Source organism: Pseudomonas gingeri (genome assembly GCF_013385635.1).
GTDB classification, from domain to species: Bacteria; Pseudomonadota; Gammaproteobacteria; order Pseudomonadales; family Pseudomonadaceae; genus Aquipseudomonas; species Aquipseudomonas gingeri_A.
Genome location: NZ_JACAPR010000010.1, coordinates 751,190 through 771,795 on the forward strand (window position 1 = coordinate 751,190; position 20,606 = coordinate 771,795).

Genomic DNA, 20,606 nt, shown 5'->3' on the forward strand with positions numbered 1-20,606 from the left:
TCGGCGGATTGTCTCCCCGGCAGCGACTAACAGTATCACTTGTCGTTATTTATCCAGATGCGTCGCTCCGTCATCATTCAGACATGGGCAGCGAAGATTCAGAGGCCGTGACGATGTTGACGAAACACCAGATCACCTCCGGTGCCTATCTCGAGAACTTCGGTGAGGTGCCCAAGGAAATCATGTGGACGCTTGAGCGAATCGAGCGCTCCATGCGGGACACGCTGGCGACCCGGCCAACTTCCGGCGACTTGTGGATCTTTGGTTATGGTTCGTTGCTCTGGAATCCATTGTTGAGTTTCGCCGGTCAACAGCCGGCCACCTTGCACGGTTGGCACAGAAGTTTCTGCATGCGGATCATTGCCGGACGCGCCACCGTTGAAACGCCTGGGCGAATGCTTGCCCTGGAGCCGGGTGGTTCTACGCAGGGCGTTGCCTTCCGGTTGACGGAGCAGGTCGCGCAGGAAGAACTGTTGCTGTTGTGGATACGCGAGATGCCGACCGGAGCCTACCGCCCGTTGTGGGCGCCGCTCTCACTGGATGACGGCACGCAAGTCACAGCGCTGGTGTTCGTGGCCGAACCGGATCACCCGCTGTATGAGGCGGATGCGCGTATCGAGTCGATTGCGCCGTTTATTGCCGAAGCTTCGGGGCCCATGGGGAGTAACGCCGATTATGTTCACAAGTTGAATCGAGCGTTATGTGAGGTCGGTTTTGTTGATGCATATATCGACGCGTTATCGACAGGCATAGCTCTCTAAGGCATGACTATTTGCAGTAACACATCGTGAAGTAATACCGCCGTAGTGGACGTTATATCCGCCCAGCTCAAGTTCTGGGTGAGGGCCTCCTTGTGCCCGGAAAAGCGGTTTTCAAGTTTTAGCAAGTTGCAGCAGCGCGAATAAGTTTTTCGATAGCCGCCTGCGGCGTCATCCAACGAGTAGGAGATAAAGAAATGATCGCCCATCCCAAACGACTTTCCGTCGTGTTGAGTGCGCTCTTAGTGGCCGGCACTGCCGGGATCGCCGTGAAGTATGGCGGTCATTTTTCCCCGGTCAGCACGGCGCAGGCGGCCGAGGTTGCCCGGGTGCCCAAGACCGAAGTAGACGTCGCCACCGTGGTCTTCAAGTCCGTCAGCGAGTGGCAGTCGTATTCCGGCCGCCTCGAAGCCGTGGGCAAGGTGGACATCCGCCCATTGGTTTCCGGGACCCTGGTGGCCGTGCATTTCAAGGATGGTGCGCTGGTCCGCAAGGGTGATCCATTGTTCACCATCGACCCGCGCTCCTACCTGGCCGAAGTGGACCGCGCCGCGGGACAGTTGGCGGCTGCCGAGTCCCGTGCGCTCTACACGGCCACCGATGCCGGCCGCGCGGCGCGACTGATCGATCAGAACGCCATTTCCAAGCGTGATTTCGATGAGAAGCAGAATGCCTCGCGCGAAGCCAGCGCCAACGTCAAGGTGGCAAAAGCGGCGCTGGATGCGGCCAGGGTCAATCTGTCCTACACCGAAATCACCGCGCCCATTTCCGGCCGTGTGTCTCGCGCCGAGCTGACCGTCGGCAACGTGGTCTCGACCGGTGCCGCGGCGCCGGTATTGACCAGCCTGGTCTCGGTGTCGCCCATCTATGCCTCGTTCGATGTCGATGAACAAACCTACCTGCGCTACCTGAACCAGTCTTCGGCCCAGCCCGCTCCGGTGTCCCTTGGCCTGGCCAATGAAGACAGTTTTTCGCGCATGGGCGTCGTCGACTCCATCGACAACCAGTTGGACACCCAGTCCGGAACCATCCGTGTGCGCGCCCGTTTCGACAACGCCACCGGCGCGCTGCTGCCAGGCCTGTATGCACGCCTCAAGGTCGGCGGCGGCCAGCCATCGGATGTGGTGCTGGTGGACGATTCAGCGATCGGCACCGACCAGGCGAAGAAGTTCGTCCTGCTGGTGGGCGAGGGCGACAAGGTCGAGTACCGCGAAGTCACCCTGGGCAACCTGCATGAAGGCTTGCGCATCATCACCTCCGGCCTGAAAGCCGGTGATCGGGTGATCGTCAGCGGTGTGCAGCGTGTGCGTCCGAACGACAGTGTCCACGCCACCAGCGTTGACATGGCGAACATCAGCCGTGCTGCGAAGCCTGCGGCTTAACGCGAGAACATCATCATGAATATCTCCAAGTTCTTTATCGACCGGCCGATCTTCGCCGGCGTGCTGTCGGTGCTGGTGGTCCTGGCGGGGCTGATTGCCCTGACCAAACTGCCCACCGCCGAATACCCGGAAGTGGTGCCGCCCTCGGTGGTGGTGCGCGCCGAGTACCCGGGCGCCAACCCCAAGGTCATCGCCGAAACCGTGGCGTCGCCGATTGAAGAGCAGATCAACGGCGTCGAAGACATGCTCTACATGCAATCGCTGGCCAACAGCGACGGCAAGTTGACCACCACCGTGACCTTCAAGCTCGGCACCGACCCGGACAAGGCCCAGCAGTTCGTGCAGAACCGCGTGGCCCAGGCCTTGCCGCGCCTGCCGCCGGATGTGCAGCGCCTGGGCGTGACCACGATCAAGTCGTCGCCGACCCTGACCATGGGCGTGAGCATCACTTCGCCCAACCAGCGCTACGACCTGACCTACCTGCGCAACTACGCCCTGATCAACGTCAAGGACCGCCTGGCGCGGATTCCCGGCGTGGGTGAAGTGGTGATGTGGGGCGCCGGTGACTACTCGATGCGCATCTGGCTCGATCCGCAGAAAGTGGCGCGCCTGAACCTGACCGCCACCGATGTGGTCAACGCCATCCGCGAGCAGAACGTGCAAGTCGCGGCCGGTATCGTCGGTGGTGCGCCGATGCTGACCAACGTGCCGATGCAACTGAGCGTCAACGCCCAGGGCCGTTTGAAGACCGAGCAGGAATTCCGCGACATCATCCTCAAGGCCGCTGGCGGGGCGGTGACTCACCTGTCCGACGTCGCGCGGGTCGAGATGGCGGCTTCCGAGTACACCCTGCGGGCCATGCTGGACAACAAGCCGGCCGTGCAGATGATCATCTTCCAGCAGCCCAATGCCAACTCGCTGCAGATTTCCGATGACGTGCGCAAGGTCATGCAGGAGATCAAGCAGGACATGCCGGACGGTGTCGACTACGGCATCAAGTACGATCCGACCCAGTTCGTCCGTGACAGCATTCACGCGGTGATCCAGACCCTGCTCGAAGCCATCGCCCTGGTGGTACTGGTGGTCATCGTGTTCCTGCAGACCTGGCGCGCCTCGCTGATTCCCTTGCTGGCGGTGCCGGTGTCGATCATCGGCACCTTTGCCCTGTTGCTGGGCTTTGGTTACACCATCAACGCCCTGTCGCTGTTCGGCATGGTCCTGGCCATCGGCATAGTGGTGGACGATGCCATCGTCGTGGTGGAGAACGTCGAGCGCAACATTGCCGACGGTCTCTCGCCACGGGAGGCGACCTATAAAGCCATGCAGGAAGTCAGTGGGCCGATCATTGCCATCGCCTTGACGCTGGTGGCAGTGTTCGTGCCGCTGGCGTTCATGTCGGGCCTGACCGGGCAGTTCTACCAGCAGTTCGCGATGACCATCGCCATCTCGACGGTGATCTCGGCGTTCAACTCGCTGACCCTGTCGCCCGCACTCTCGGCCATCCTGCTCAAGGGGCATGACGAGCCGAAAGACCGCCTGACACGAATCATGGACGCTCTGTTCGGGCGTTTCTTCAACGCGTTCAACCGGGTCTTCAACCGGGGTTCGCAACGCTATGGCCATGGCGTGGGCCTCGTGGTCAACCGCAAGCTGGCGATGCTGGTGATCTACGCCATCCTGCTGGGCGGCGCGGTCTGGATGGGCAAGATCGTGCCCGGTGGTTTCGTACCGGCGCAGGACAAGGACTATGTGGTCGCCATTGCACAACTGCCCAGCGGCGCCACCCTGGACCGCACCGAGCAAGTCGTACGGGAAATGGGCGACATTGCCCTGGCCATTCCCGGGGTCAAGAACCTGCCGCAGTTCCCGGGGTTGTCGGTCAGCCTGGCCAATTCGCCCAGCAGCGCGCTGGTATTCCCGGTGCTCGAACCATCCAAGTACCGTTCCAAGGCTGAATCCGCCGCGGCCATCGTGGCGCAGTTGAATGCCCGGTATGCCGGGATCAAGGGCGCCGCCATCGCGGTATTCCCACCACCGCCGGTGGCCGGCCTGGGCACCGTCGGCGGCTTCAAGCTGCAGATCGAAGACCGTGGCGCCCTGGGTTACGAGGCATTGAACAAGGCGACCCAGGATTTCCTGGCCGCCGCAGCCAAGGCGCCGGAACTGGGCCCGGCGTTCTCCACGTTCCAGATCAACATGCCGCAACTCAACGTCGACCTGGATCGGGTCAAGGCCAAGCAGTTGGGTGTGTCGGTGACCGATGTGTTCGACACCCTGCAGATCTACCTGGGCTCGATGTACGTGAACGACTTCAACGCCTTTGGTCGTGTGTATCAAGTGCGAGCTCAGGCTGATGCACCGTTCCGGGCCACTGCTGACAACATCGGCCTGCTGAAAACCCGTAACGACAAAGGCGAGATGGTGCCGTTGTCGTCGCTGATCAAGGTCAGTACCACCTACGGTCCGGAAATGGTCGTGCGCTACAACGGCTACACCGCAGCCGATATCAACGGCGGGCCAGCACCGGGCTATTCATCCGGTCAGGCGCAAGCGGCGGTTGATCGTATTGCGAAGGAAGTGTTCCCACGCGGTATCAGGTACGAGTGGACTGACCTGACCTACCAACAGGAATTGGCGGGTAACGCGGCGCTATGGGTATTCCCGATCAGCGTGTTGCTGGTGTTCCTGGTACTGGCGGCGCTGTATGAAAGCCTGACCCTGCCACTGGCGATCATTCTGATCGTGCCGATGAGCATCCTATCCGCACTGGTCGGCGTCTGGCTGACCAATGGCGACAACAACATCTTCACCCAGATTGGCTTGATGGTACTGGTGGGGCTGTCGGCGAAGAACGCCATCCTGATTGTCGAGTTTGCCCGTGAGCTGGAAATGCAAGGTCGCACCATTGTGCAAGCAGCGGTGGAAGCCAGTCGCCTGCGTCTGCGCCCGATCCTGATGACCTCCATCGCTTTCATCATGGGCGTGGTGCCCCTCGTGTTCTCCACCGGCGCGGGTTCGGAAATGCGTCAGGCCATGGGCGTCGCGGTGTTCTTCGGCATGCTCGGCGTGACCTTGTTCGGCCTGCTGCTGACACCGGTGTTTTACGTGCTGCTGCGCAAGCTGTCGGGTGTCGAGCACCTGGTGGACAAGCATGGCAAGCACCCGCACCTGGGCGCTGATCTCGCCGGCCATGAGCATTCGGATCAGATTATCCCTCCCACCCGGTCTTCGGTTCACGCGCCTGAAATCGCGTAAGAGCCGCAAGGAGAACGACATGAAAGTATTTGCGCTGAATCGCGTGTTTTTCGGGACTGTGTGGCTGGCGACCCTGCTGGCGACGGCGGGTTGCTCGCTGGCTCCCACGTACCTCAAGCCGCAGGTGTCGATGCCGCCGGCGTACAAGGAGGAAAAGACCCCGCCGCTTTTAAAGCCCGCTGAAGCCGGAAGCTGGAAAGCCGCCGAGCCGGCGGAAGCCATTTCACGGGGCGAGTGGTGGCGGGTGTTCGACGACACCGCGCTCAACCAGCTCGAAAGCCAGGCCCTCGATGCCAACCAGAACCTGGCGGCGGCGGCGGCCCGCTTGAAGGAGGCGCGGGCGTTGAAGCAGTCGGCCCGTTCTGCGCTGTTCCCGACCCTGGACGCGGGTTTCGGCCCGACCCGGGAGAAGGTCTCGCCGGCCTCGCAGTTCCAGTCGGACAGTGGCCAGGGCGCCAGCCAGACGATGTGGCGCGCCCAGGCCGGGGTGTCTTACGAGGTTGACATGTTCGGCCGTGTCGCGTCGACAGTGGATGCCGCCGATGCGGACGCCCAGCGCAGCGAGGCCCTGTTCCATTCGGTGTTGCTGGCGCTGCAGGCGGACGTCGCGCAGAACTATTTCGCATTGCGTGAACTGGACGCGCAAGCCGAGGTTTATCGCCGTGGGATCGAGTTGCGCGAGCAGGCCCTGAAGATGGTGCAACAGCGCTATGTGACGGGTGATATCGCCGACCTGGATGTCGCCCGGGCCGAGTCCGAACTGGCGACGGCGCGTACCGATGGAATGACCGTGCAGCGCCTTCGCGCGGCCTCGGAGCACAGCCTCGCGGTACTCCTGGGCAAGACCCCGGCGGAGTTCTCCATGGCCGCCAACCCGCTGCAACCGGTGAACCTGCGGATTCCCGCCGGCCTGCCGTCGTCGCTGCTGGAACGACGTCCGGATATCGCCGCGGCCGAACGTGCCATGGCCGCGGCCAATGCCCGGATCGGCGTGGCGAAAGCGGCGTTCTTTCCGTCGCTGACCCTGACCGGTTCGGCGGGGTTCGAGTCGGGTTCGCTGAGCAACCTGTTCAAGTGGAGCAGCCGTACCTTCCTCCTCGGACCCTTGGCCGGGACGGCGCTCAACCTGCCGATCTTCGATGGCGGCCTGCGCAAGGGCAATCTGGCCAATGCCCGCGCGGTCTACGAGGAGGACGTTGCCAACTACCGCCAACAGGTGCTGGTGGCGTTCCGCGAAGTGGAAGACAACCTCTCCGACCTGAGGGTGCTGGCAGACCAGACCTTGACCCAGGCGCAGGCGGTGGAAGCGTCCCGGCGCGCTGCCGGATTGGCCCGCGCCCGGTACACCGAAGGCGATGCCAGCTATTTCGCGGTGATCGATGCCGAGCGCGTGGCTTTGCAGTCACGCCGCGCGGCGGTGCAACTGGAAGGCGTCCAGGCGGCCGCGACGGTCAACCTGATTCGTGCCCTGGGCGGCGGTTGGGACGATGCCGCTGCGGCCCGTGCCGGCACGACGCTTTCGCAAAATTGATTCCAGTGGGTAGCGCGATCTTCAAAAGCTGCCCACGCCACTTTCCATCCCACTAACGGTGAAATCATGACCTCAATCGACCGCGATACTCCGTCGAGGGACAAGCTGTTCATTCTTGCAGCCATCTGTCTTTCCGCCCTGGTATTGCCCCTGAGTTTTACCGGCGGGGCCGTTGCCACGCCCGCCATCGGTCGCGACCTGGGCGGCAGTCCGGTGGCGCTGACCTGGATCACCAACGCCTTCATGTTGTCTTTCGGCAGCTTGCTGATGGCGGCCGGCGCGCTGGCCGATGTCTACGGGCGCAAGCGCCTGTTCACCCTCGGCATGCTGTTGTTCACCGCCGCTTCCGTGGCGCAGAGCCTGGCACCTTCGGTGTTCTGGCTGGATGTCCTGCGGGCCGTCCAGGGCGTTGCCGGTGCGGCGGCGCTGGCCAGCGGTTCGGCCGCCCTGGCGCAAGAGTTCGAGGGGCATGCGCGGACTCGTGCGTTCAGTATGCTCGGCACCACCTTCGGCATCGGCCTGGCGTTTGGTCCCCTGGTGGCCGGTGTACTGATCGAAGCGTTCAGTTGGCGGGCGATCTTTGTCTTCACGGCCGTGATCGGGGTGATCGCCATGGTCTTCGGCCTGCCGCGCATGCGCGAAACCCGCGACCCGGATGCCATGGGTCTGGACTGGCCAGGCACTGTCACCTTCAGCGCGGTGCTGGCCCTGTTCACCTTTGGCGTGATCCAGGCGCCTGACAGCGGCTGGGGTAGCCCGCTGGTGGTCGGCCTGCTGGCGGCGTCGGCGCTCTTGCTGGTGGCTTTCGTGATGATCGAAATGCGCGTCAAGCGGCCGATGCTGGACCTGACACTGTTGCGTTTCCCGCGCTTCGTCGGCGTGCAGATGCTGCCCATCGGCACCTGCTACTGCTACATCGTCCTGGTGGTCATGTTGCCGTTGCGCTTTATCGGCGTCGAAGGATTGAGTGAAATTGACGCCGGCCTGCTGCTGTTGGCGCTGTCCGCGCCGATGCTGGTGGTGCCGATGCTGGCCGCTTCGCTGACCCGTTTTGTTTCGGCGGGGATCCTCTCGGGGGTGGGCTTTCTCATTGCTGCCGTAGGGTTGCACTGGCTGAGCCTGTACAACGTCGGCGAACCGAAATCCGGCCTGGTAGCCCCGATGCTGTTGATCGGAATCGGTGCCGGCCTGCCCTGGGGCCTGATGGATGGCCTGTCGGTCAGCGTCGTGCCGAAAGAGCGCGCCGGCATGGCCGCCGGGATCTTCAACACCGTACGAGTGGCGGGCGAGGGCATTGCCCTGGCCAGCGTGGCGGCGATGCTGGCGTCGCTGTTGCACAGCCACCTCTCCGACGCCTTGCAGGTGGTTGCCGGCAGTGCCGATGCTGTGCTGATTGCCGAAACCGCGCACCGTGTCACCACGGGCGACATGGCCCATGCGATCAACACAGTGCCGGGGCTGGCCAACGAGCGCCTGGTCGCCGGCTATGCGGCGGCGTTCCAGTATCTGCTGCACATCCTGACCCTGATCACCCTGGCCGCCGCTGCTGTGGTACTGGGTCTGTTGAGCAAGGATCGTGCGGTTGCCGATGAGGCGATCAGTGATACGGCCTGATTGTCTCCCGCTGATCTACAGAGCATCTCCTTTCTGATTGTTTATCCACAAAGTCCACAAGCACACACTTTATCCATCGGGCCCGAGCCGGGAACGAATCACTCAATCAACCTCAGGTACAGCCATCATGCACAAACTCTACATCGCCAATCAGACCTGTTCCCAGACCGTCCAGATCATTGCCAACGAACTGGGCCTGAGCCCCGAGTTGATCCACTACGATGTGTTCGGCAAGAGCACCTCCAACGGTGATGACTTCAATCAGGTCAACCCACTGGGCTACGTACCGGTCCTGGTGCTCGACAATGGCCAGAACGATCAACTGTCTGAAACGGTGATTATCTCCTCCTACCTGGCCGACCAGTTTCCCGAGTCGCAGCTCACCCCGGCGAGTGGCACCCTGGAGCGCGCCAAGTTCGATCAGTTGCTGAACTTCCTGGCGACGGAAATCGCCCAGAAACATATCCCCCTGATGCGCAAACTGCTGACCGTGGACGGCGCCCAGTGGACCCGGGACAAGCTGGTCAGCGCCTACGGTGTGCTCGATGCCCGCCTGGCCGACGGCCGCGCCTACCTGACCGGCGACACCTTCACCGTGGCCGATGCCTATGTGTTCGGTACCTGGTGGCATGAGCGTTCCGGTGCGCCGATCACCCATCTGAAAAACCTGATGGCCTACAAGGCGCGCATCGATGCCCGTGCCTCGGTACAGAAAGCCTTGAAGGATGAAGCCGAAATCGTTGCACTGCATGAAGAGCGCAAGTCGGCCTGAGGTTGATGGCGCTGTCGAGAAAGGCCGCTTGTGCGGCCTTTTTTATTGGGCGGTTTTCTACCGAGGCGAAGAGGAGAGCTAACGCAGGCGGTCCGCCAGGTAGTTGAGCACCGCGCGGTTTTTCGCCGGCATCCGGTGGCCCAGGGGAATCAACGCATGGACGGGCGGGCCGGGTGAATCCGCTGCCGGCAGTACTCGCACAAGCCTGCCGCAATCCACGTAGGGCTGGGCCACCTTGTCGTAGAGCTGCGCGATACCGAGTCCGACAACGGCGGAGTCAATCACGCCCTGGCCATCGGAAACCACCAGTACCGGGGTGGGCATGAACTCTCTGACATGACCGTTTTCGCTAATCGACCAGGGCCGCAGTCGACCGGTGAAGCCGCGAAAGATCACCGCGTCATGATTGACCAGGTCGGCGATGGACTCTATCGGTGTGTGGCGCGCCAGGTAGTCGGGGGCGGCGTAGAGACTGAGGGTGATATTGCACAACTTGCGCACGGTCATTTCGCTGTCCTGCGGCAACTCGCCGGCCCTGACGACGATATCCCAGCCTTCGCCGACGGCATCGGACATGCGGTCGGTCATGGACAATTCCAGGGTCACCTGCGGATAGCGTTGACGCAGTTCGGAGATGGTCGGCAGGAACAACTGGCGAAAACCCGATGGAATGTCCAGCCGTACCCGACCGATGGGCTCTTCCTTGCGGGCCGCCAGCGCCTGTGCGGCATCGCGCAGTCCGTCGAGGGCGGCGATGGCGGCGGCCAGGTAGGTTTCACCGTCCTCGGTCAGGCGTACGGCGCGGGTGGTGCGCTGGAACAGCTTGGTACCGAGCCGGGCCTCCAGGCGCTGGACGGCCTTGCCGACATTGGATTTGCTGGTCGAAAGGTTTTCCGCCGCTCGGGTGAAACTGCCGGTCTGGGCGACGCCGACAAAGGCGGCGATATCCGGAAATGAAGCATCGATGCGTTCCATTACTGTCTCTCGCTGGGCACCTGGGCATTTCGAACTGGATTATTGCAGGAATACCTGAGGTTGCACGGGGGCGCCAGTATAGACACGGGCATTTATCCGATTGGCGTCTTTTGGGCGACACACTGTCTCTCGGCGGGAGGCCACGGGTTGACCCTCGCTTAATGAAAAACGCCCCGGACTTCAAGGGCCGGGGCGTTTGCATGCAACCGAAGGACTTAGTGACCGGCGCTCTGGCCGCCGTCCACGTGGAGGATCTCGCCGGTGACAAAGGCGGCCGATTCCAGGTAGACGATCGCCTGGGCGATATCCCTGACTTCGCCCATATGCCCCATCGGGTGCAACTGCCCCAGCGCGGCGTGGGTTTCCTCGCCGTGCATCGGCGTCTTGATGATGCCGGGGCTGACCGCATTGACCCGGATTCCGCGCTTGGCGTACTCGATCGCCAGGGATTTGGTCGCCGAGTTGAGGCCGCCCTTGGTCAGCGAAGCGAGGACCGACGGCACGCCGTCGATGGCGTGGTCCACCAGGCTGGTGGTGATGTTGACGATATGGCCGCTGCCGTGTTTCTCCATCTCGTTGATCGCCAACTGGGTGATGTAGAAGAAGCCATTGAGGTTGACCGCCAGTACGTTGACATAGTCTTCGTGGGTGTAGCCGGTGAACGGCTTGGCGATAAAGATCCCGGCGTTGTTGATCAGGCTGTCGATACGACCGAAACGTGCCACGCCTTCACGGATCACGCGCTGGGCGGTGGCCGGGTCGGCGATGTCGCCGGCGATGGCGAGGATGTCCGGATCGCTGGACGGCTGGATCGAGCGGGAAGTGGCGACCACCCGGTAGTCCAGGTCACGGAAGGCCTTGACCACGGCGGCACCGATACCTTGGGACGCGCCGGTAATCACGACGACTTTTTTTGCATTGCTCATGATAAAAACCTCTATAGGTGGTAAGTGGGGTAAAGCGTGATCAATCAGGCCGCGGCGGAGGAGATTTCCCGCAGCATCTGTTCGTAGTAAGCGATCGATTGCGAACCGGAGACCAGGTGGCGCTCGTTGAGAATCATCGCCGGCACCGAGTTGATGCCGCGTTGGCGATAGAACCCTTCGAGTTCGCGGACCTCGTCGGCGAAGGCAGCCGAGGCCAGGACTTCACGGGTCGCCGTGGCATCCAGTCCCGCTTCGGTTGCCAGGCGCACCAGGGTCTCGCGGTCGCTCGGGTTCTGGCCCTCGCTGAAGTAGGCACGCAACAAGGCTCGCTTCAGTTCGATCTGCCGCCCTTGCTGCAAGGCCCAGAGCAACAGGCGGTGGGCATCGAAGGTGTTGTAGAAGTGGCTGCGTTTTTCCAGGTCGAAGTGAAAACCGATGGCTTCGCCACGGGTCATCAACATCTGCTTGCCGGCAACCACTTCCTCGGCGCTGCGTCCGTACTTGCGCATCATGTGTTGCACGGCGTGCTCGCCTTCGGCCGGCATGTCCGGGTTCAGTTCGAAGGGTTTGAAAGTCAGCTCCACCGGGATTTCACCGGCGAGGTTGGCGATCGCCTGCTCCAGGGCCGTCACGCCCAGGGCGCACCAGGGGCAGACCACGTCGGAGATGAATTCGATTCTGACGGGGGCGCTCATGACGGATTTTCCGCCAGTTGCTTGCGGTACTGGGTGGTGGTGATACCGGCGTAGCCCCAGTTATCGGTATCGACTTCCTCGATCACGATATGGGTCAGGTCCGGGCGTTTGTTGAGGACCCGTTCCAGGGTTTCGGTGATTTCGGCGATGACCTGGGCTTTCTGCTCAGTGGTAACGCCGTCGCGGGTGATGCGTACGCTGACAAAAGGCATGACAACTCTCCAGTGGGCTGGCCATCGGCATGATGGGCAGGCAGTGGAGTCAATCTATTGTGTTGTCGGCTGCGGATAAATAGGGGTTAAAGAACATCATTAGTAATATGGTGTAATCAATTTGACGAGTTAAATGCCGAAGCCCGGCGATGGCCCGGCTTCGGTGCAAAGGCTGGATCAGCGCAGTGCGCGGCAAAACCGCTGGATGGCTTCGCAGGCCTGGCGCAGGGAGGCGTCATCCAGTGCATAGGCGATGCGAATGTAGGGACCCAGTCCGAACGCGCTGCCGTGCACCACGGCCACATCCGCTTCGTCCAGCAGGGCGTGGGCGACATCCTCGTCGCTGTGCAGCACCCGTCCGCCCGCGGAGGTACGACCGATCAGGCCGGCGCAACAGGCGAAGGCATAGAAGGCTCCCGCCGGACTCACGCATTGCAGTCCCGGTATCTCGTTCAGCAGCGCCACCATCAGGTCCCGGCGACGCTGGAACACCGCCCGGCTTTCCAGGATGAAGTCCCTGGGGCCAACCAAGGCGGCAATCGCCGCCTGCTGTGAGATCGAGCTCGCGCCCGAGGTCTGTTGCCCCTGCAGCTTTTCCATGGCTTCCAGCAACCAGCGCGGCCCCGTGGCAAAACCGATGCGCCAGCCGGTCATGGCATAGGCCTTGGAGACCCCGTTCATGGTCAGGGTACGCGGTTGCAGGCGTGGCTCCACCTGGGCCAGGGTATGGAAGGGCTGGTCGTCGAAGATCAGGTGTTCATAGATATCGTCGGCCAGGACCAGCACCTGCGGATGGTCCAGCAACACATCGGCCAGGGCGCGCAGTTCATTGCGGTTGTACACCGCTCCCGTGGGATTGCAGGGTGAATTGAGGATCAGCCAGCGGGTCCGTGGCGTGATCGCTGCTGCCAGGGCGGCCGCGGTCAGCTTGAAGCCGCTGTCGGCGGCGCAGGTGACGATGGTGCTTTCGCCGCCGCACAGTTGCACCATCTCCGGGTAACTGACCCAGTACGGTGCCGGCACGATGACCTGGTCGCCCTCGTTGAGGGTCGCGGCCAGGGCGTTGTAGATCACCTGCTTGCCGCCGTTGCACACCAGTGTGTCCTGCCAGCTGACGTCCAGGCCGTTCTCGCGGCGGAATTTGGCGGCCACCGCTTCGCGCAGCGCACGGACACCGGCGACCTGGGTGTAGCGGGTATGGCCGTGCTCGATGGCGTCGATGGCTGCAGCGCGGATATGCGCGGGGGTATCGAAGTCGGGTTCGCCCGCGCACAGGGAAATGATCGTCGCCCCTTGTGCCCGGCGTTCCGCGACCCGGTCGATGATCCGATAGGTGGCTGAAGGTTGCGCGCTGGCCAGGCGCGCGTTCAGGCGTTGGATGTCAGTGCTCATGCTTTCCTCTGCAGGTTGTGGTAACCCAATACCGTGCGGGCTTCCTTGAGGGTCTTGCCCTGGGCGATCAGGCTGCGGATCTCGGCTTCGACCGTTTCGATCCGGCGGGCACAGGCGGCCACTTCGGCCGCACGGGCCCGTGGTACGACCACCACGCCATTGGCATCGGCGACGACGATGTCGCGGTCACAGACCCGCGCGCTGCCGATGGACACCGGCTGGTTCACCGACTGCACTTGCACCCGGTCCTTGCCGGTGCGCATGAAGCGGCCCTGGCTGAAGATCGGGTAGCCGTCGCCGAGTGCCTTGTTGACGTCGCGGCAGACGCCGTCGATGACGGTGCCGGTGATTCCGCGTGTGCCGGCGTACTGGGTCATGATGTCGCCCCAGACGGTGCAGTCGGTGCGCCCGCCATTGTCGATGACGACGATGTCACCCGCCGCCACGTCCTCGATAAAGTCACCCACGGTACCCGGCGGTACGCTCGCGGCGACGTACTGCACGGTGAACGCGGGGCCGACGATGACCTGGGTGTAGTTGTCCAGGGGCGCGATGCCCAGGCATTGGCCGGGCAGGCCGAGCTTGTCCATGGCATCGGAGATGCCCGGAGTATCCAGGCCAGCGAACAGGGCCACCAGGGCCTGGTCTTCACGGTTCATCGGGCGTGCTCCACGTAGATGGCTTCGAACTGGTTGTCATGCATCACCTCGGCCACCGAACGGCCGCTGCGGACCGCCTCGACCATGCCGTCCTGGCGACGGGCAATACGCTCGCCCAGCTCGAGCACTTCCTCGATCTGCGCGGCCGATACGAACACCGTGCCGCAGCGGTCGGCGATGACATAGTCGTCCTCGCTGACAGCGACGCCGGCCACGTCGATGGTCACGGCGGCAGCGATCTGTACTACGCGATTGCGCGCACTGATCATGGTCACGCCACGGCCGTAGACCGGGTAGCCGATCGCTTCGCTACCGTCGATATCACGACTGCAACCGTCGATCACCGTGCCACGCAACTGCTTGGCGACGGCGGCATTGGCGAGGATGTCGCCCCAGCAGGAAATGCCTTCGAGACCGCCGGCAATCACCAGTACGCGATCATTGCTGTGGATCTGCTCGACCACCGGCGTGATCAGGTGCGCGGTACGGCTGTTGTCGGTCTTCGGTGCGAGCAGCACGGTGCTGGCGCGGCCGACGATTTTCGGACAGTTCCACAAGGGCCGCAGCCCCACTGTGGCGCCGGGCAGGCCGAGGAAGTCGAGGGCATCGGACACGGTGTTGGTGTCCAGCGCGGCCAGGCGCTCGAGAAAGCGCTGGCCGGTCATGTTGTTGTCAATCATCGGAGAACCCCTGGGGTGAAGGAGGCATCCAGTGTCGGTGAGGCAGTTCCATAGGTATATTACGAATCACAGAAGCGTTGGATACGCTGAACCTATGGATAAGTCATGATCAATTTCCGTCTGATTCGTCATCTCTGGTTGTTCCTGGCGGTGGCCGAGGAGCAGAATTTCGGCCGAGCCGCCAAGCGCCTGGGGATGTCCCAGCCGCCGCTCAGCGAGCAGATCCAGGTGCTGGAGCAGGCCCTCAAGGTCACGCTCTTCGAGCGTTCGCGACGCGGCGCGAAGCTGACCCCGGTCGGTGCCGCGATCCTGCCGGCAGTGCGCAAGTTCGCCGAGCAACTGGAGCGCCTGGAGCTGGCCGTGGAGGAAGCGGTGGCAGGACAGTCGGGCATGCTCACCATCGGGGCGATTTCGACGGCCATGTTCGACGTGCTGCCCGGCCTGATCGAACAACTGAAGAGTTGCTACCCGCACCTCACGGTCTCCGTGCGGGAAATCGACAGTGTTGAAGCGGTCCCGGCTCTGGAGGCCGGGGATATCGACCTGGCCTTTGCCCGCCTGGACGGTGATCTCGGAGCGTCGATCCAGTCCTTGCCGTTGACCGAGGATCGCCTGGTGGTGGCGCTGCCTGCTGATCATCCGCTGGCCGCGCGGTCGCGCATCAGCCTGTCGAGCCTGGCCAACGAGCCCCTGGTGATGTTTTCCCGCAAGGTCAGCCCGGTGTATTTCGACAACCTGATCGCCACCTGCCGGGCCAGCGGCTTCTCCCCGAGGGTGCTGCATGAGGTGCGTTCGGTGGCTTCGCAGATCGCCTTTGTCAGCTACGGCCAGGGCATCGCCCTGGTGCCGGCGGCACTGAAGAAACTCGCCCCGGACAATGTCGTGTTTCGACCGCTGAGCCAGAAGCTGCAAGTGGTCACCACGGCGCTGGCCTGGAATGCCGATCGGCCCAATCCAGTGGTGGAGGAGGTGGTTGCGCGCTACCGGGCCGGGGGCTGAGCGGGCCGTGCCCGGCAATGATAGGTTTGGCGTATGGAGGCCTTACCGAATCCGTTATTTACACCCGCCCCGATCTCCCTGACATTGCCGTCTGTGCCGTCGCCGATCTTTTCGTTCAAGGAGCTGTTCACGTGTCTTCAGCCGAAACCTTCACTCATGCCCGACTGCCCCTGACGGTGGAGGGTGTCCAGTTGAGCATCGCCGCCATTTCTCGTGAAGGCAGCCTGGCGCCCATCGTCTTCCTGCATGGTTTCGGCTCGACCAAGGAAGACTACGCCGACATCGTGCTGCAGCCCGCATTCGCCGGTCACCCGTTTGTCGCTTATGACGCGCCGGGGTGCGGCGAGAGCCAGTGCAGCGACCTGTCGCGGATTTCCATTCCCTTCCTGCGGCAGACGGCGTTGCAGGTACTGGAGCATTTCGGCATGGAGCGTTTCCATCTGGTCGGCCACTCCATGGGCGGGCTGACCGCGCTGATGCTGGCCCATCAGTTCCCCGGGCGGGTACTCAGCTTTGTCGATATCGAGGGCAATATCGCCCCGGAAGACTGCTTTCTCAGCCGGCAGATCGTGGATTATCCGGCGGATGATCCCGAGGTGTTTTTCACCGCCTTCATCGAACGCGCCCGGCAGGCGCCGGCCTATGCCAGTGCGTTGTATTCGGCGAGCCTGCGCCACAAGGTGCGGGCCGGGGCGGTGCGTGGCATCTTCGAATCGATGGTCGACCTTTCCGATAACGCCGACCTGATGGGCAAGTTTCTCGGTCTGGAGTGCCCGCGGATGTTCATGTACGGCGAGCAGAACGCCTCGCTGTCCTATCTCGCGTCTATCCAGGCCCAAGGCGTGCGGCTGGCGCCCATCGCGCAGTGCGGGCACTTCCCGATGTACTCCAATCCCGTGGCGATGTGGCAGCAGATTGCCGATTTCCAGGGCACGGGCCAGGTGACGGATGTGCCTGAAGTGACTTGAGCCTCAGCATCGACCGGCAATAAAAAACGCCCCGAACCTTGCAGGTCGGGGCGTTTTTGTTCAACCGGGCATTGGCGGCGCTATCAGGCGATAGCATCCCACGCGCGGTCGCCATGCTCGTCCTTGATACGAGTGGGCAGGCCCATGGCATCCAGTGCCTTGAGGAACGGCTCGGCTGGCAGCTCCTCGACGTTGGCCATGCGCTGCACGTCCCACTCGCCACGGGCGACCAGCAGGGCCGCGGCCACGGGCGGTACACCGGCGGTGTAGGAGATGCCCTGGCTGTCGGTCTCGACGTAGGCTTCCTCATGGTCGGCCACGTTGTAGATGAACAGCTCGCGTGGCTGGCCATCCTTGCTGCCCTTGACCAGGTCGCCGATGCAGGTCTTGCCGGTGTAGCCAGGCGCCAGCGAGGACGGATCCGGCAGCACGGCCTTGACCACCTTGAGCGGCACGACTTCCAGGCCCTCGGCGGTGCGCACCGGTTTTTCGGACAGCAGGCCGAGGTTCCTCAGCACGGTGAAGACGTTGATGTAGTGCTCGCCGAAGCTCATCCAGAAACGCACGTTGGGCACGTCGAGGTTCTTCGACAGCGAGTGCACTTCATCGTGACCGGTCAGGTACAGGTTCTGCGAACCGACCACCGGCAGGTCGTCGGTGCGCTTGACTTCGAACATGGTGTTGCTGGTCCACTGGCTGTCCTGCCAGCTCCACACCTGTCCGGTGAATTCGCGGAAATTGATCTCGGGATCGAAGTTGGTGGCGAAGTATTTGCCATGGGAACCGGCGTTGACGTCGAGAATATCGATCGAGTCAATGCGGTCGAAATACTGTTGCTGCGCCAGTGCCGCATAGGCGTTGACCACACCCGGGTCGAAGCCCACGCCAAGGATGGCGGTAATGTTCTTCTGCTGGCATTCTTCGAGGTGTTTCCACTCGTAGTTGCCGTACCAGGGCGGTGTTTCACAGACCTTGCCCGGTTCTTCGTGGATGGCGGTGTCGAGATACGCCACGCCGGTGTCGATACAGGCACGCAGTACCGACATGTTGAGGAACGCGGAGCCGACGTTGATGACGATCTGCGATCCGGTTTCGCGGATCAGCGCCTTGGTCGCTTCGATATCCAGGGCGTTCAGCGCGAAGGCCTGGATATCAGCGGGCTGTTTGAGGCTGCCCTTGGCCTTGACGCTGTCGATGATGGCCTGGCATTTGGAGATGTTGCGCGACGCGATAGCAATACGACCGAGTTCGTCGTTGTGCTGCGCGCACTTGTGGGCCACCACCTTGGCGACACCTCCTGCACCAATGATAAGTACGTTCTTCTTCAATTTTTTCATTTCTCCTCAATCCGCCAGCTTACGAGAGGCTGGACAGGTAGTCTTCGTAACCGAACTCACGAACGACCTCGACAGTACCGTCGAGTTGTTTCACTACGATGGACGGCATCTTCAAACCGTTGAACCAGTTTTTCTTGACCATGGTGTAGCCTGCCGCGTCAACGAACGACAGCCGATCGCCGATGGACAGCGGACGATCGAAGGGGTACTCGCCGAAAATGTCTCCGGCCAGACAGGACTTGCCGCACACCATGTAGGTGTGGTCGCCGTTGCTCGGCGCCATCTTGGCGTCCAGGCGGTAGATCAGCAGGTCGAGCATGTGGGCTTCGATGGAACTGTCCACCACCGCCAGGTTCTTGCCGTTGTACAGGGTATCGAGCACGGTGACTTCCAGCGAGGCGCTCTGGGTGATCGCCGCTTCGCCCGGTTCCAGGTAGACCTGTACGCCGTACTTCTGCGAGAACGCCTTGAGGCGTGCGCAGAACGCATCCAGGGCATAGCCTTCACCGGTGAAATGGATGCCGCCGCCAAGGCTGACCCACTCGACCTTGTGCAGCAGGTGGCCGAAGCGTTCCTCGATGGTCGCCAGCATCTGGTCGAACAGGCCGAAGTCGCCGTTCTCGCAGTTGTTGTGGAACATGAAGCCGGAGATCTGCCCGATGACCTGTTCGATCTTCGCCGGGTCCCACTCGCCCAGGCGGCTGAACGGCCGTGCCGGGTCGGCCAGCAGGTAGTCGGAGCTGCTCACCTGGGGGTTGACCCGCAGGCCGCGGACCTTGCCCGTGGACGCTTCGGCAAAACGCTGCAGTTGGCCGATGGAGTTGAAGATGATCTTGTCGCAGTTCTCGAGCATCTCGCCGATCTCGTCATCGGCCCAGGCTACGCTGTAGGCATGGGTTTCGCCGACGAACTTCTGGCGGCCGAGCTTGAGCTCGTAGAGCGACGACGACGTCGTACCGTCCATGTATTGCTGCATCAGGTCGAACACCGACCAGGTGGCGAAGCACTTGAGCGCCAGCAGCGCCTTGGCTCCGGACTGCTCGCGCACGTAGGCGATCTTCTGCAGGTTGACCAGCAGCTTCTGCTTGTCGATGAGGTAATACGGCGTCTTGATCATTTCGAGGCCTGCTAGCCAAAAAAGGACGCGCATTGTGCCTTTACTTGGCCCGAATCGAAAGGTTGGCAGGCGTATTTCCTACCGGTCGGTACCGACGGTCAGACGAAGCTGCCGATAGGCGCTCACCAACTGATCGAGGGAAAAAGCCCGGTTGCGCCCGCTGGGATTGGGCAGGACCCACACCGCGGAATTTGCCAGGCGCCGGGGTTGCAGTCCCCAGTTGACGTCCCGCTGGCCGGATAGTCCGCAGTATGCCGCCTTGCCGAGAAAGGCCACGCAAGCGGGGGCATGACGTGCAATCTTTTGTTCAAAATTCGCAGCGGCGGCGATGAATTCATCGCGGGACAGCTGGTCCGCCCGTGCGGTCGGTCGCTCGACCACGGTGGTCAGCCCGTACCCGTAGCGCAGGATATCCCGATCGTTTTCCGGGAGCAGTTCCCCGGGGGTAAAACCGGCCAGATGCAGGGTGCGCCAGAACCGGTTGCCGCGACCGGCAAAGTGATGCCCCTGGGCAACGGCCATCAGTCCCGGATTGATGCCACAGAAAATCACCGCCAGTTGCCCGGCCAGAATATCTTCGAGTCCTTCAGTCACGACACACCTCACATGCCCGGGCTCAGCCGCAGATGACCCTGACCGCGTTGCGCGCCAGTTCGGTCAGTTCGGCCCGGGACTTACCCGCCCGAGCTCGTATCGAAATGCTGTGCATCAGGCCCGAGGCAAGCGCCGCCAGGGCGGCCGGGTCGGCATCGGCTTGCAGTTCGCCGGCATCGATTGCCGCGCGCAGACGGGTTTCCAGTTCGGCATCGAGGCGGCCGAGCCGGTTGGCAAGAATCTCGCGGATGGCCGGATCCTCGACCGCCTCGGTGGTGGCTGTGCCGATCATGAAACAACCCCGCGGCTGGCCGTCACCGGAGAAGTAGATCGACAACTGCCCTTCGTAGAAACGCAGCAACGCCTCGCCGAGGGTCAGGGAGCGGTCTTGCAGCGCCTCGTCCACGGCCGCCGCGGCCATCTCCCAGTACTGCTCAAGCGCCTTTATATACAGCGCGTGCTTGTCCCCGAAGGCGGCATACAGGCTCGGGCGGTTCATGCCCGCCGCCGTGGCGATGCTGTCCAGGGAGGCGCCGGCATAGCCGGTATTCCAGAACACTCCGAGCGCTTGCTGCAGTGCTGTCTGGGGGTCGTAGGCGCGAGGGCGGCCGCGGCCTTTTCCCTCGGTGGTCTTTTTTTGTGCCATGTCGTACAAAAATCCTTGAGTGAAGGCCGGGGTGGCTATATTCTTACATTGTCGCACAAAAATCGGAATTCAGACATTCACGGTTCCAGGCGTG

The 20,606-nt window shown here is 62.6% G+C and carries 19 protein-coding genes; 8 read left to right on the plus strand and 11 right to left on the minus strand.

The window, feature by feature from the left end:
* Positions 1-83: 83 nt before the first annotated feature.
* The 6 genes from HX851_RS13780 (at position 84) to HX851_RS13805 (ending at position 9,312) form a co-directional block, all read left to right on the plus strand.
* Positions 84-761: a gamma-glutamylcyclotransferase gene (locus HX851_RS13780; protein ID WP_256262474.1), complete on the plus strand. Its 678-nt coding sequence runs from the start codon at positions 84-86 to the stop codon at positions 759-761.
* 194 nt (positions 762-955) lie between these two features.
* Complete coding sequence (locus HX851_RS13785) at positions 956-2,140, plus strand: efflux RND transporter periplasmic adaptor subunit (RefSeq protein ID WP_177065713.1); 1,185 nt, start codon at positions 956-958, stop codon at positions 2,138-2,140.
* 15 nt (positions 2,141-2,155) lie between these two features.
* A complete protein-coding gene (locus HX851_RS13790) occupies positions 2,156-5,395 on the plus strand; it encodes an efflux RND transporter permease subunit (protein WP_177065715.1) in 3,240 nt (1,079 codons plus the stop codon).
* Between the two features lie 19 nt (positions 5,396-5,414).
* Complete coding sequence (locus tag HX851_RS13795) at positions 5,415-6,926, plus strand: efflux transporter outer membrane subunit (RefSeq protein ID WP_177065717.1); 1,512 nt, start codon at positions 5,415-5,417, stop codon at positions 6,924-6,926.
* A 66-nt stretch (positions 6,927-6,992) separates the two neighbouring features.
* Positions 6,993-8,540: an MFS transporter gene (locus tag HX851_RS13800; protein ID WP_177065719.1), complete on the plus strand. Its 1,548-nt coding sequence runs from the start codon at positions 6,993-6,995 to the stop codon at positions 8,538-8,540.
* A gap of 127 nt (positions 8,541-8,667) precedes the next feature.
* The gene (locus HX851_RS13805) at positions 8,668-9,312 is read left to right on the plus strand and encodes a glutathione S-transferase family protein (RefSeq protein ID WP_177059898.1); all 645 of its coding nucleotides are present in this window, start codon (positions 8,668-8,670) and stop codon (positions 9,310-9,312) included.
* Between the two features lie 78 nt (positions 9,313-9,390).
* Here HX851_RS13805 and HX851_RS13810 read toward each other — a convergent pair whose 3' ends face one another.
* The 7 genes from HX851_RS13810 to HX851_RS13840 all read right to left on the minus strand — a co-directional run bounded on the left by HX851_RS13810 (position 9,391) and on the right by HX851_RS13840 (position 14,836).
* Entirely contained in the window at positions 9,391-10,287 is an 897-nt protein-coding gene (locus HX851_RS13810; RefSeq protein WP_177059897.1) for a LysR family transcriptional regulator, read from the minus strand.
* 215 nt (positions 10,288-10,502) lie between these two features.
* Positions 10,503-11,213 carry an SDR family NAD(P)-dependent oxidoreductase gene (locus HX851_RS13815; RefSeq protein ID WP_177059896.1) on the minus strand — a complete coding sequence of 237 codons (711 nt, stop codon included), beginning with the start codon at positions 11,211-11,213 and terminating at the stop codon, positions 10,503-10,505.
* Positions 11,214-11,257: 44 nt separating this feature from the next.
* The gene (locus HX851_RS13820) at positions 11,258-11,908 is read right to left on the minus strand and encodes a DsbA family oxidoreductase (protein WP_177065721.1); all 651 of its coding nucleotides are present in this window, start codon (positions 11,906-11,908) and stop codon (positions 11,258-11,260) included.
* Positions 11,905-12,120, minus strand: coding sequence for a tautomerase family protein (locus HX851_RS13825; protein WP_177059894.1), 216 nt, complete (start codon positions 12,118-12,120; stop codon positions 11,905-11,907). Before HX851_RS13825 ends, HX851_RS13820 begins: the two co-directional genes overlap by 4 nt.
* A 177-nt stretch (positions 12,121-12,297) precedes the next feature.
* Positions 12,298-13,512 carry a pyridoxal phosphate-dependent aminotransferase gene (locus HX851_RS13830; protein WP_177059893.1) on the minus strand — a complete coding sequence of 405 codons (1,215 nt, stop codon included), beginning with the start codon at positions 13,510-13,512 and terminating at the stop codon, positions 12,298-12,300.
* A complete protein-coding gene (locus tag HX851_RS13835) occupies positions 13,509-14,171 on the minus strand; it encodes an RraA family protein (protein ID WP_177059892.1) in 663 nt (220 codons plus the stop codon). Before HX851_RS13835 ends, HX851_RS13830 begins: the two co-directional genes overlap by 4 nt.
* Positions 14,168-14,836: an RraA family protein gene (locus tag HX851_RS13840; RefSeq protein WP_177060132.1), complete on the minus strand. Its 669-nt coding sequence runs from the start codon at positions 14,834-14,836 to the stop codon at positions 14,168-14,170. The genes HX851_RS13835 and HX851_RS13840 overlap by 4 nt, the downstream gene beginning before the upstream one ends.
* A gap of 120 nt (positions 14,837-14,956) precedes the next feature.
* Between HX851_RS13840 and HX851_RS13845 the strand changes: the two genes are divergently transcribed.
* Together HX851_RS13845 and HX851_RS13850 are read left to right on the plus strand one after the other, a co-directional pair.
* Positions 14,957-15,850 (plus strand): LysR family transcriptional regulator, encoded by an 894-nt coding sequence (locus HX851_RS13845; protein ID WP_177059891.1) that lies wholly within the window; start codon positions 14,957-14,959, stop codon positions 15,848-15,850.
* A gap of 131 nt (positions 15,851-15,981) precedes the next feature.
* Entirely contained in the window at positions 15,982-16,818 is an 837-nt protein-coding gene (locus HX851_RS13850; protein ID WP_177059890.1) for an alpha/beta fold hydrolase, read from the plus strand.
* 83 nt (positions 16,819-16,901) lie between these two features.
* Here the strand turns inward: HX851_RS13850 and HX851_RS13855 are convergent, their stop codons facing one another.
* From HX851_RS13855 to HX851_RS13870, 4 genes are all read right to left on the minus strand, one after another.
* Positions 16,902-18,146, minus strand: coding sequence for a saccharopine dehydrogenase family protein (locus HX851_RS13855; protein ID WP_177065780.1), 1,245 nt, complete (start codon positions 18,144-18,146; stop codon positions 16,902-16,904).
* 28 nt (positions 18,147-18,174) lie between these two features.
* On the minus strand, positions 18,175-19,272 hold the full coding sequence (locus HX851_RS13860; protein ID WP_177059888.1) for a carboxynorspermidine decarboxylase: 1,098 nt from the start codon (positions 19,270-19,272) through the stop codon (positions 18,175-18,177).
* A 78-nt stretch (positions 19,273-19,350) separates the two neighbouring features.
* On the minus strand, positions 19,351-19,866 hold the full coding sequence (gene mug / locus HX851_RS13865) for a G/U mismatch-specific DNA glycosylase (protein ID WP_177059886.1): 516 nt from the start codon (positions 19,864-19,866) through the stop codon (positions 19,351-19,353).
* A gap of 22 nt (positions 19,867-19,888) precedes the next feature.
* Positions 19,889-20,512, minus strand: coding sequence for a TetR/AcrR family transcriptional regulator (locus HX851_RS13870; RefSeq protein WP_177059884.1), 624 nt, complete (start codon positions 20,510-20,512; stop codon positions 19,889-19,891).
* Positions 20,513-20,606: the final 94 nt, after the last annotated feature.